Below are 11028 nucleotides of genomic sequence, written 5' to 3'. Positions count from 1 at the left end.
CCGGCTCAGGCCGGTGCGGAGCCGGGCCCCGGGAACGATCCGGGCTCCGGCGCCGCACCGGAGCCCGGCTCCTCCCCGGGGCCTGCGTCCTCCCCGGGGCCCGGGAAGACCGTGCGCGAGAGCTCGACGACCGAGCGCAGCGCCGGGCTGTCGTCCCCGCGCCGCCAGATCATCCGCACCTCCACCGGCTTCTGCTCGGCCACCAGCGGCCGGTAGACCACGCCCCGGGAGGGCACGTTGTCCCGGACGCTGGAGAGGATGAGGGAGATGCCCATCTCCGCGCCGACCAGCACGATGAGCGTCCAGGAGTCCGGGGCGACCTGGACGATGCGCGGAACGAAGCCCGCGTTCATGGCCAGGGTGTTCAGCCGGTTCGGAAGGGTCGCCCCCGCCCCGCCCGGCAGGACCAGCCAGGCCTCCTCGGCGAGGTCCTCGGCGGCCACCGCCTCCCGGTCGGCGAGCCGGTGGTTCTCGGGCAGCGCGATGAGCAGCTCCTCGATCGCGATGAGCCGGGAGTCGATCCCCGCGGGCAGGAAGTCCCAGCGGCCGATGAGCAGGTCGAGGGAGTCGTCCAGGACGCGCTCCAGCCCGAGGTGGGAGAACTGGGAGCTGTAGAGCTCCAGGCTCAGCCCCGGGTGGCGGCGGCGCACCTGCCGGGCGAGCTCGCCCACCGCCTGGTTCACGGAGGCCCCGGCGAAGCCCAGCCGGACCCGCCCGATCTCCCCGTCCTGGGAGCGGCGCACCACGTCCTTCATCCGCTGGGAGAGCATCACGAGCTCGCGGGCCGGCTCCAGCAGCGCCTCGCCCTGCGGGGTGAGGGCCACGTGCCGGGTGTTGCGGTCGAACAGCGCCGCCCCGAGCTCGGACTCGAGCTGGCGGATCAGCCGGCTCAGCGGGGGTTGGGCCATGTGCAGGCGCTGGGCGGCCCGCCCGAAGTGCAGCTCCTCGGCGACGGCCAGGAACGCCTGGGCCTTGTGGACTTCCATCCCGCCAGGCTATGCCGCCGGGTGGGGCGGGTCACGGCGGCCCGCGCGGCGGGTCCCGGTGTCCCGCCCACCGGTGACGGCCCCGGCGCGGACCGGTTCCCACCGGGACCCCGGAGCGCTGCCCGCAGGTCACCGGGCGGCCGGGCCGGGCCGCGAAGATGACGCAACAGTGCTACACGTTGGCTCCGCCCGGGCATCATGGGCGGGTGGCATGCGTCACGAGCCGGAAACCCCCGGAGCGCGGCGCGGAAACACGATCTCCATACAGTTCCGAGCACCCCGCTCGACCTGCCCCCGAGGAGACCACGATGACCGATCCCGCCGACCACCGCGCCGGCCCCGGAGCGCGCGCGCCGCGCCGCCCCGCCCTGCGCGTCATCGACGGCGAGGCCGCGGCCGGGCAGGCGCCCCGCCGGACGGTCTCCGCCGCCACGGCCGCGGCGATGGCCGCCCACCCCTCCTCCGGGCTCGGGGTGCGCCGGGCCCCGGAGCCGCCGGCGCCCGAACGGCTGCCGTGGGGCCGCCTGGACCCCGCCGGCACGGAGCCCGGGCCGGGAGCGGTGCTGCTGGACGGGGCGCGACCGGGCCAGGTCCTCAAGGTCGAGGACGCGGCCGCCGGCACCGCGCTGTACCTGCCCGTGCGCACCGAGGGCGCCGTGTTCACCCCCGAGGACCCGGAGGCCGCGGACGCCCTGCGGCTGGGCCTGTGCCGGCCCGGGGAGGCCGGCGTGCCGGCCGTGACCGCCCGCCACGCGTTCGCCGAGACGGGCACGCACTGGGTCGCCGTCGGCGCCCCGGAGGCCGGGGACGCGGAGCACCCCTACCGGCTCACCGGGGCGATGCGCCGGGCGATGGCCGCGGGCCTGGACTTCCTCGAGGGCGACCAGCGGATGGACCGCACGATCGCCCAGGCCTACCTCGCGGCCACGGCGGAGTTCTCGACCTGCCGCGCCGGCGGCGGCCCGCTGGGCGTGCACGTGCTGCTGGCCAAGGCCGACTTCGCCTGAGCCCCCTCCGCTCCGCCGGGCACCACCCCGCGGCGGGGAGGGGCGACGACGCCGGGGCGCTCACTCCTCCGGGCGCTCGAGCCTCTCCCGCCAGCGGCGGTAGAGGGAGAACGTGCCCGCGTAGGCGAGCGCGGCCAGCGCCACCACCGGCAGCCACTCGCCGATCCCGATCGAGGTCAGCAGCACCCCCGCCGAGGTCAGCACCAGGGCGGCGACCAGCAGCCAGGCCACGAGGGTTCTCACGGGGATCTCCGTCGGATCGGGGGCGGGGAGCCCTCCCAGCGTAGCGAGACGCCGCCCGCCCCGTGCACCCGGTGGCGGCCGGTCCGGTGCGCGGAGGCGGGCGCCGGACCAGGGCGGGCCGGCCCCTCGTCGTGCGCGCGCCCGGCCGAGGGGCCGGTCCCGGAACGGTTCGCGCGGACGTCCGTGGCCGGATGCCGGGGCGTGGGGCATCATGGGGACGTGGTGATGTGGATCACAGGAGCGGCGGCGCTGGTCGTGGCGGTGGGCTGGCTGACGGTGCAGGCGGCGCGGCGCTGGCTCTCCGCGCGCCGGCGGCGGTGGGTGTGCCAGGGCCTCGACGCGCTGCACGTGGACCTCGAGAGCTCCTACGGCACGATCTGCTCGCACGCTGCCGTCCACCCGGGGCAGGGCGCCCCGGCGCGCGATGAGCTGACGTGGGCGCTGGACCAGGTCGAGCGGGTCGTCCGGCGCCACCGGGAGCAGGAGGGCGGATCGGACCGGGCGCCCTTCGTGCCCCGGGCCCACCTGGTGGCCGCGCTCGCCCTCGGCACCACCGGCCTCGCCCTGCTCGCGGTCTCCGCGCTCTGAGCGCCGGCGGGGACCCGGTCCCGGCGCGGCGGGCGGTCGCGGACGAGCCCCGGCCCGTGCCCTCCGGGAGCGGAGGGCACGGGCCGGGGCGGACCGGGGCGGGTCAGTGCGTGGGGAAGCCCAGGTCGATCTGCGACTCCGAGGGCTCGGGCCAGCGCGTGGTGACGAGCTTGCGGCGGGTGTAGAAGTTGAACGACTCCGGCCCGTACATGTGGGTGTCGCCGAACAGGGAGCTCTTCCAGCCGCCGAAGGAGAACGCGCCGATCGGGACCGGGATCGGGACGTTGACCCCGACCATGCCGACCTCGATCGCGAACTCGAACTCCCGGGCGGTCTTGCCGTCGCGGGTGAACACGGCGGTGCCGTTGGCGTACTGGTTGGTGTTGATCAGCCGCACGGCGTCGTCGAAGGTGTCGACCCGCACCACGGAGAGCACGGGGCCGAAGATCTCCTCGTCGTAGACCTTCATCCCCGGCCGCACGTGGTCCACGAGGGAGACGCCGGTGAAGAAGCCCTCCCCGTCGAAGTGCTGCTGCGTCCCGTCCACGACCACGGTCGCGCCCTCGGCCGGGGCGTTCGCCACGTAGCCGTTGACCCGCTCGAGGGCCTGGCGGGTGATCAGCGGGCCCATCTCCGAGGCCGGGTCGGTGCCGGGGCCGATCGTGAGCTTCTCGACGCGCTCCTTGATCCGCTCGATCAGCGGGTCCGCGACGTCGCCGACGGTCACGAGCACCGAGACCGCCATGCACCGCTCCCCGGCGGAGCCGTAGGCCGCCGAGACCGCGGCGTCGGCCGCGGAGTCGAGGTCGGCGTCGGGCATGACCACCATGTGGTTCTTCGCCCCGCCCAGGGCCTGCACGCGCTTGCCGTGCGCGGCGGAGGTCTCGTAGATGTGTTTCGCGATCGGGGTCGAGCCCACGAAGGACACGGCCTTCACGAGCGGGTTGGTCAGCAGCTCGTCGACCGCCTCCTTGTCCCCGTGCACCACGTTGAGCACCCCCGGCGGCAGCCCCGCCTCGGCGAAGGCCTCGGCGATCCACACCGCCGCGGAGGGGTCCCGCTCGGAGGGCTTGAGGATCACGGTGTTGCCGGCGGCGATCGCGGTGGTGATCATCCACAGCGGCACCATGGCCGGGAAGTTGAACGGGGTGATGCACGCGACCACGCCCACCGGCTGGCGGATCTGGTGGACGTCCACCCCGGTGGCGGCCTGCTCGAGGAACTCGCCCTTCATGTGGTGCATGACCCCGGTGCAGAACTGCACGTTCTCCAGGCCGCGGGCGACCTCCCCGGCCGCGTCCGAGAGGACCTTGCCGTGCTCGGCGGTGATGATCGCCGCCAGCTCGGGGGTGCGCTCGCGGATGATGTTCTCGACCTTGAACAGGATCGTGCTGCGCTTGGCCAGGCTCGTCGCCCGCCACGCGGGCAGCGCGGCCTCGGCGGTCTCCACGGCGGCCGCGACGTCCTCGGCCGAGGCCAGGTGCACGTGCCGGGCGACCTGCCCGGTCGCGGGGTCGTAGACGGGCGCGGTGCGCCCGGAGGTCCCGGCCGTGCGCCGGCCGCCGATGACGTGCTCGACCTCGGGGCCGGTCCCGGCCCGCCCGTCGGTGCCCGCCGCCTGCGGGGCGCGGGCCTCGGCCTCCTGCTTGGTGTCCTCCATGGTGGATCTCCTCACGTGGTGTTCGGTGGTGGCGTGGCGCTCAGGCCTGATCGGGGTCCCAGCCCCGGATCTTCCCGTCCGGCGCGGCGTACTTGGTGATCAGGGAGCAGTCCTTGTCCGCGTATCCCTCGTCGATCAGGCGCTGCAGCCGCTCGGCCACGAGCTTCGCCGCGGGCAGGTCCACCCCGGTCTGCTCGCCGGCCATCAGCGCCAGCCCGGCGTCCTTGGCGGCGAGGGCGGCGCTGAAGGTCGCCTCGAAGTTGTGGTTGGCGGCGGCCGAGTCGACGATCCCGGGCACGGGGTACCAGGTCTGCAGGGCCCAGGAGTTGCCGGAGGACACCGAGGCGATGTCCCAGAACACCTGGGGGTCCAGGCCCAGCCGGTCGGCGAGCACGGAGCCCTCGGCGCAGGCCTCGAGGCAGATGAACAGCATCATGTTGTTGACGATCTTCGCGGCCTGGCCCGTGCCGGCGTGGCCGGTGGCCACGATCTTGCGAGCCATGGGCTGGATGAACTCCCGGGCCTGCTCGACGACCTCGGGCTCGCCCCCGACCATGAAGGTCAGGGTGGCCGCCGCCGCGCCGCTGATCCCGCCGGAGACCGGGGCGTCCACGAAGCGGAAGCCGGCCTCCCCGGCGGCGGCGTGCAGCTGCTCGGCGGTCTCGACGTCGATCGTGGAGCTGTCGATGAGCAGGGCGTCCTTCGGGGCGTGGGCGAGCACGCCGTCCTCGCCGAGGTACACGGCCCGGGAGTGCTCGCCCTTGGGCAGCATGGTGAAGACGACATCGGCGCCCTCCAGGGTCTCGGCGATCGAGGCGCAGGTCGTCACCCCGTTGTCCCGGGCGGCGGCCAGGGCGGGCTCGCTGAGGTCGTAGCCGCGCACGGTGTGGCCGGCCTTCACGAGGTTCGCGGACATCGGATTGCCCATGTGGCCGAGGCCGATCCAGGCGATGGTGCTCATGGTCGGGGACTTCCTTTCGACGGCGTGCAGTGGTGGTTGGCCGGCCCCGCGGAGGAGCCGGGGGAGCGGCGGGCACGGCGCGCGCCCGTGGGCGGACCGGCGATCCGGTCCGCCCACGGGTGCGGCGGTGCGGGGCGTGCGGTGCTCAGGCCCCGGTCCCCCGCGCGGAGCGCTCCTCGGCGAGGCGGCGCCGGTCCTCGGCGTCGACGTCCTGCAAGGAGATCCCCTTGGTCTCGCGGAGGGTGACCACCGCGACCAGGGTGATCGCGCAGGCGATCGCGATGTAGACCGAGATCGGCACCCAGGTGCCGAACTGGCGCAGCAGGGCGGTGGCGATGATCGGGGCCAGCGAGCCGGCGACGATCGAGGTGACCTGGTAGCCCAGGGAGACCCCGGAGTAGCGCATCCGGGTCGGGAACATCTCGGCCATGATCGCGGGCTGCCCGGCGTACATCAGGGCGTGGATCATCAGGCCCAGGGTCACGGCCGCCAGGATGATGAAGCTGTTGTCGGTGTTGAACATCGGGAAGGCGATGAACCCCCACACCGCGCCCAGCACCGCGCCGGTCGCGTACATCGGGCGCCGGCCCACCCGGTCCGTGAAGCGGCCCACGAGCGGCACCGTGATCGCGTGGATCACGTGGGCGATGAGCAGCAGCAGCAGGATCCGGCTGGTGTCGACCTCGCGCTGGGTGGAGAGGTAGGTGATCGAGAAGGTCACCACCACGTAGTAGAGGATGTTCTCCGCGAAGCGCAGGCCCATCGCGCCGAAGACCCCGCGCGGGTAGCGGCGGAAGACCTCGCCCACGCCGTAACCGGCCTTCTTCTCCTCGACGAACTCCTCCTGCGCCTCCTTGAAGATCGCCGCGTCCGTCACGTGGGTGCGGATGTAGTAGCCGATGGCCACGATGATGATCGACAGCCAGAAGCCCACGCGCCAGCCCCAGGACAGGAACGCCTCCTCGGAGAGCACGGAGGACAGGACCAGCAGCACGATGGTCGCCAGCAGGTTGCCCAGCGGCACCGCGGCCTGCGGCCACGAGGCCCAGAAGCCGCGCTCCTTGTTGGGGGAGTGCTCGGCCACGAGCAGGACCGCGCCGCCCCACTCGCCGCCCACCGCGAAGCCCTGCACGAAGCGCAGGACCACGAGCATCGCCGGGGCCCAGTAGCCCACCTGGTCGAAGCCGGGCAGGCAGCCCATGAGGAACGTGGCAATGCCGACCATCAGGATCGAGACCTGCAGCAGGTGCTTGCGCCCGTACTTGTCGCCGAAGTGGCCGAAGACGATCCCGCCCAGCGGGCGGGCGATGAAGCCCACCGCGTAGATCAGGAACGCCTTGAGGATCCCGTCCAGGGGGTTGCCGGTGTCGACGAAGAACAGCTGGCCGAAGACCAGGGTCGAGGCGGTGGCGAAGAGGAAGAACTCGTACCACTCCACGACCGTGCCGGCCATCGACGCGGCGACGACCTTCTTCAGCCCGCCCCGGTTCTCGGGGGAGTCGTTGGGGTCGGCGCTCGCGGCGACCCGGTCCTCAGTGCTCATGGCGCCCTCCTGTGGCGGTCCGGCGTGACGGTCGTCACGACATGCTGACCCCAGTGTGGTCCCCGGTGAGCGCGGTCACAATGACCAGGAGCTCGCGTCGCCTGTGCAAAACTGCACATGCTCGGCGGAGAGGTGCATCGGCCCAGGTCCGGTGCCGTCCGCGCCCGACGACGACGGAGGTGGTCCCGTGACACACGGCGCCGACGACCTGCTCCTGCTGCTCGCGGTGGTCCGCCACGGCTCCTACGCCGCGGCCGCCGGGGCGCTGGGGCTCAGCCACACGACCGTCTCCCGGCGCGTGGCCGGTCTCGAGCGCACCGTGGGCGCCCGGCTGCTCGTGCGCTCCGGGGACGTGTGGGAGCCCACCGAGCTGGGCCGGGAGTTCGTGGCCGCGGGCGAGGAGGTCGAGCTCGCCCTCGGCGCGCTGCCGCTGGGCCCCGGTGGCCGGGGGCACGCCGTGGGCGGGGTGGTGCGGATGATCACCCCGGACGGCTTCGGCGGGGTGGTCATGGGCGCGGCCGTGCGCCGGCTCATCGACGCCCACCCCGGGGTGCGGGTGGAGATGATCAACGCCGCCCGCCGGGCCCAGACGAACCCGGTGGGCATCGACCTCGAGGTGGTGGTCGGCCGGCCCGAGGTCTCGCGCAAGGAGGCGTTCCACCTCGCCGACTACTCCCTGGGCCTCTACGCCTCCCGCACCTACCTCATCTCCCACACCCCGATCAGGGTTCCCGACGACGTCCAGGAGCACCCGCTGGTCTACTTCGTCCCGTCCATGCAGGACGTCGCCGAGCTCACCGCCCCGCTGGAGCGCTTCCCGCGGATGCGCCAGGCCGTGGGGGCGACGTCGTCGGTCGTGCACGTGGAGCTCACCCGCGCGGGGGCCGGGGTCGGGCTGCTGCCGTGCTTCCTCGCCGAGCGCTGCGAGGACCTCGTGCGGCTGTTCCCCCAGGAGCTCACCTTCCCCGTCTCCTACTGGGTCGTCTCCCGCACCGACCTGCTGCGCCGCCCCGCCGTGCAGGCCGTGCTGGACGCGGTCCGCGCGGCGGTCGAGGAGATGCGCGAGGAGCTGCTCGCGGCCCCCGCCCCCTGAGCCCCAGCCCTGCCCCGCCGGGGAGCCGGGGCGTAGGGTCGGGAGCGGCCCCGTTCCCGATCCCGAGCAGAGGAGCCGCACCCCATGGAGTACACCCGACTCGGCCGTTCCGGCCTGATGGTCTCGCGCCTGGCCCTGGGCACCATCCCCTTCGGCTCCGGCGGGGGGTTCGAGAAGATCGCCGGCCTCGGCCCCGACGAGGCCCGCCGCCAGCTCGACGAGGTCCTCGCCCGCGGCGTGAACTTCATCGACACCGCGAACCTCTACTCCGCCGGCGACGCCGAGCGGGTCCTGGGCGAGATCCTGGGGGCGCGCCGCGACGACGTCGTGCTCACCTCCAAGGCGCGGACCCCCACCGGGGAGGGCCCCAACGACGGCGGGGCGAGCCGCATCCACGTCACCCGGGCGGTCGAGGACAGCCTGCGCCGGCTGCGGACCGACCACCTCGACCTGCTCTACCTGCACCAGTGGGACGGGCAGACCCCGATCACCGAGACCATCGCGACCGCCAACGAGCTGATCCGGGCCGGGAAGATCCGGTACTGGGGCGTGTCCAACTACAACGGGTGGCAGCTGGCCAAGACCGTCTACGAGGCCCGGGCCGCCGGGCTCGAGGGCCCGATCGCCCACCAGGCCTACTACACGCCCGAGGCCCGCGAGATCGAGTACGAGATCATCCCCGCCGCCCGCGATCTCGGCGTCGCGACCTTCGGCTGGAGTCCCCTCGGCGAGGGCCTGCTCAACGGGAAGGTCCGCCGCGGCACCGAGACCCCGGCCGACACCCGCCAGGGCACCGGCTGGCCCGAGCCCCACGTGGTGGACCGCGAGCGCGCCTACGACCTCATCGAGCTCTTCGACGGGATCGCCCGCGAGCTGGGGTGGACGATCCCGCAGGTGGTCATCTCCTGGATCCTCGGCCGCCCCGGCATCGCCGGGACCGTGATCGCCGCCCGGCGCTTCGAGCACCTGCAGGAGGACCTCGACGCCGCCGAGCTCGAGCTGCCGCTGGAGGCCCGCGACCGGATCACGAAGGCCTCGCAGCTGCCCGCCTACTACCCGCTGTGGCACCGGCTGCTCAACGGCCAGGACCGTCCCGAGCCGGCCGAGGCGGAGTTCTACGCGGAGCAGCGGAGCCACGTGCTCGGGGAGGACGGGGACTGAGGGCGGCCGGTCAGCCGATGAGCATGCCCGCGATCGTGGCGCTCATGAGGTTGGCCAGCGTCCCGCCGAGCACGGAGAGCAGGCCGAGCCGGGCGATGTCCGCGCGGCGGCTCGGGGCGATGCCGCCGAGGCCGCCGAGGAGGATCGCCAGGGAGCCGAAGTTCGCGAAGCCGGTCAGGGCGAAGGTGACGATGGCCTGGGTCTTGGGGGAGTAGTCCCCGATCTGCGGGGCGAAGTCGGCGAACGCGACGAACTCGTTGAGCACGAGCTTCTGCCCGAGGAAGCTGCCGGCGTCCAGGGCCTCGGACCAGGGCACCCCGACCGCGAACATCACGGGTGCGAAGACGTACCCGAAGAGCTGCTCCAGGGTCAGCGCCTCGAGCCCGAACAGCCCGCCGACCGCGCCGAGGACGACGTTGACGAGCGCGATGAGCGAGATGAAGGCGATGAGCATCGCCCCGACGTTGAGGGCCAGGCTCAGCCCGTCGGACGCGCCGCGGGCGGCGGCGTCGATGACGTTGGCCGGCTCGTCGTCCTCGCCCGCCGCGTCACCGGCCGCGTCGGTCACGGAGACCGGCTCGGAGTCCGGCGTGCGGGCGGCGTCGCCGGGCGCACCGGTGCCGGCCGGCCCGTCGGCGTCACCGGGGCGTCCGGTGCCGGCGGTCCCGGCGACCCCGTCGGCGTCCCCGGGACGGGCGGCGGAGGAGCCGGCCCCACCGTGGCCGGCATCCGTCCGCTCCGGGGCCGGGGCGTCCGGGCGGCGGGTCAGCTCGAGGGCGGCGTAGGAGGTCGCCCCGCGGCGGGCGCCGCCGGCCAGCCACTGCCGCACGCCGCGGCGTCCCGTCCGCTCCTCGTCCTCCTGCGCCGGCCCGCCGGCGCCGGGGCGTGCTCCGTCGTCGTCGGCTCCGTCCGCGAGGGCCGGGGCGTCCTCGAGCGCCCCGGAGGGGACGAGGAGCTTGGCCATGAGCAGCGCGGCCGGTGCGGCCATGAACGAGGCGGCGATGAGGTACTCGAGCGGCGCGCCCAGCAGGGAGTAGCCCACGAGCACCGAGCCCGCCACGGTCGCGAGCCCGCCGCACATCACGGCGAACAGCTCGGACCGGGACATCGCGGCCACGTAGGGCCGGATGACCAGCGGGGCCTCGGTCTGGCCCACGAAGATGTTGGCGGCCGCGTTCATCGACTCGGGCGTGGAGGTGCCCAGCAGTTTCGCCAGCCCGCCGCCGATGATCTTCACGACCCACTGCAGCACGCCCAGGTGGTAGAGCACCGAGGTCAGGGCGGCGAAGAACACGATCACCGGCAGCACCTGGAAGGCGAAGACGGAGCCCTCCTCGGGCAGGACCGGGCCGAAGAGGAAGTCGATGCCCGCCCCGGAGGAGTTGATGACGGCCTGGACGCCCAGGGTGACGGTCTCGAGCGCGGCCCGGCCGGCCGGGACGTAGAGCACCAGCACCCCGAAGCCCACCTGGAGGCCCAGCGCCAGGGCCACGGTCCGGAAGCGGATCTTGCGGCGGTCCACCGAGAACAGGAGGGCGATGGCGATGATCACGATCATCCCGCCGATGCCCCAGAGCAGGTCGAGCATGTGCGTCGTCCTTCCGTCGAGGCCGCCCGGGCCGTGCCGTCGGTGCGCCGCCGGCCGGGTGCCGACGGCGGCGCCGGCGAGCTACGGCGTACTCTAGCCGCCGCCCCGTGCGTCCGGTCCGCGGGGGCAGCCCGCCGGGCGTGCCGGTCCGGCACGGCGCCGCCGGCGGGGACGGCGCGCATCCCCGCCGGCGGCGTT

Annotated in this window: 10 protein-coding genes; 4 read left to right on the top strand and 6 right to left on the bottom strand. The window is 74.0% G+C overall.

Annotated elements, in window-relative coordinates:
- Positions 1–5: 5 nt before the first annotated feature.
- A complete protein-coding gene (locus LQU92_RS03305) occupies positions 6–986 on the bottom strand; it encodes a LysR family transcriptional regulator (RefSeq protein ID WP_230660926.1) in 981 nt (326 codons plus the stop codon).
- 308 nt (positions 987–1294) lie between these two features.
- Between LQU92_RS03305 and LQU92_RS03300 the strand changes: the two genes are divergently transcribed.
- Positions 1295–1993: a hypothetical protein gene (locus tag LQU92_RS03300; protein WP_230660923.1), complete on the top strand. Its 699-nt coding sequence runs from the start codon at positions 1295–1297 to the stop codon at positions 1991–1993.
- Between the two features lie 60 nt (positions 1994–2053).
- On the opposite strand, the gene LQU92_RS03295 is transcribed toward LQU92_RS03300, so the two are convergent.
- Positions 2054–2236, bottom strand: coding sequence for a hypothetical protein (locus tag LQU92_RS03295; RefSeq protein WP_058857475.1), 183 nt, complete (start codon positions 2234–2236; stop codon positions 2054–2056).
- A gap of 225 nt (positions 2237–2461) precedes the next feature.
- Here LQU92_RS03295 and LQU92_RS03290 point away from each other — a divergent pair, with 225 nt between their 5' ends.
- Positions 2462–2824 carry a hypothetical protein gene (locus tag LQU92_RS03290; protein WP_230660920.1) on the top strand — a complete coding sequence of 121 codons (363 nt, stop codon included), beginning with the start codon at positions 2462–2464 and terminating at the stop codon, positions 2822–2824.
- A gap of 103 nt (positions 2825–2927) precedes the next feature.
- Here LQU92_RS03290 and LQU92_RS03285 read toward each other — a convergent pair whose 3' ends face one another.
- From LQU92_RS03285 to LQU92_RS03275, 3 genes are all read right to left on the bottom strand, one after another.
- The gene (locus LQU92_RS03285; protein WP_230660918.1) at positions 2928–4484 is read right to left on the bottom strand and encodes a CoA-acylating methylmalonate-semialdehyde dehydrogenase; all 1557 of its coding nucleotides are present in this window, start codon (positions 4482–4484) and stop codon (positions 2928–2930) included.
- Between the two features lie 40 nt (positions 4485–4524).
- Positions 4525–5445, bottom strand: a complete 921-nt coding sequence (gene mmsB / locus LQU92_RS03280) for a 3-hydroxyisobutyrate dehydrogenase (protein ID WP_230660914.1) — start codon at positions 5443–5445, stop codon at positions 4525–4527.
- A gap of 145 nt (positions 5446–5590) precedes the next feature.
- Entirely contained in the window at positions 5591–6988 is a 1398-nt protein-coding gene (locus LQU92_RS03275; RefSeq protein WP_305067848.1) for an MFS transporter, read from the bottom strand.
- Between the two features lie 187 nt (positions 6989–7175).
- Here LQU92_RS03275 and LQU92_RS03270 point away from each other — a divergent pair, with 187 nt between their 5' ends.
- Together LQU92_RS03270 and LQU92_RS03265 are read left to right on the top strand one after the other, a co-directional pair.
- On the top strand, positions 7176–8081 hold the full coding sequence (locus LQU92_RS03270) for a LysR family transcriptional regulator (protein ID WP_230660906.1): 906 nt from the start codon (positions 7176–7178) through the stop codon (positions 8079–8081).
- Positions 8082–8165: 84 nt separating this feature from the next.
- Positions 8166–9242, top strand: a complete 1077-nt coding sequence (locus tag LQU92_RS03265) for an aldo/keto reductase (RefSeq protein WP_230660897.1) — start codon at positions 8166–8168, stop codon at positions 9240–9242.
- A 10-nt stretch (positions 9243–9252) separates the two neighbouring features.
- Here LQU92_RS03265 and LQU92_RS03260 read toward each other — a convergent pair whose 3' ends face one another.
- Positions 9253–10830 carry a NupC/NupG family nucleoside CNT transporter gene (locus LQU92_RS03260; RefSeq protein ID WP_230660882.1) on the bottom strand — a complete coding sequence of 526 codons (1578 nt, stop codon included), beginning with the start codon at positions 10828–10830 and terminating at the stop codon, positions 9253–9255.
- Positions 10831–11028: the final 198 nt, after the last annotated feature.

This window comes from Kocuria sp. LUK (genome assembly GCF_021012935.1).
Lineage (GTDB): Bacteria > Actinomycetota > Actinomycetes > Actinomycetales > Micrococcaceae > Kocuria > Kocuria flava.
Note: the sequence above shows the minus strand (reverse complement) of the source record. Positions and strands in the feature narration are given on the sequence as shown.

What these genes read in the sequence shown, in the direction of transcription:
- LQU92_RS03305 (WP_230660926.1), bottom strand. Translation starts at nt 986, where the DNA reads ATGGAAGTCCACAAGGCCCAGGCGTTCCTGGCCGTCGCCGAGGAGCTG.
- LQU92_RS03300 (WP_230660923.1), top strand. Translation starts at nt 1,295, where the DNA reads ATGACCGATCCCGCCGACCACCGCGCCGGCCCCGGAGCGCGCGCGCCG.
- LQU92_RS03290 (WP_230660920.1), top strand. Translation starts at nt 2,462, where the DNA reads ATGTGGATCACAGGAGCGGCGGCGCTGGTCGTGGCGGTGGGCTGGCTG.
- LQU92_RS03285 (WP_230660918.1), bottom strand. Translation starts at nt 4,484, where the DNA reads ATGGAGGACACCAAGCAGGAGGCCGAGGCCCGCGCCCCGCAGGCGGCG.
- mmsB (WP_230660914.1), bottom strand. Translation starts at nt 5,445, where the DNA reads ATGAGCACCATCGCCTGGATCGGCCTCGGCCACATGGGCAATCCGATG.
- LQU92_RS03275 (WP_305067848.1), bottom strand. Translation starts at nt 6,988, where the DNA reads ATGAGCACTGAGGACCGGGTCGCCGCGAGCGCCGACCCCAACGACTCC.
- LQU92_RS03265 (WP_230660897.1), top strand. Translation starts at nt 8,166, where the DNA reads ATGGAGTACACCCGACTCGGCCGTTCCGGCCTGATGGTCTCGCGCCTG.
- LQU92_RS03260 (WP_230660882.1), bottom strand. Translation starts at nt 10,830, where the DNA reads ATGCTCGACCTGCTCTGGGGCATCGGCGGGATGATCGTGATCATCGCC.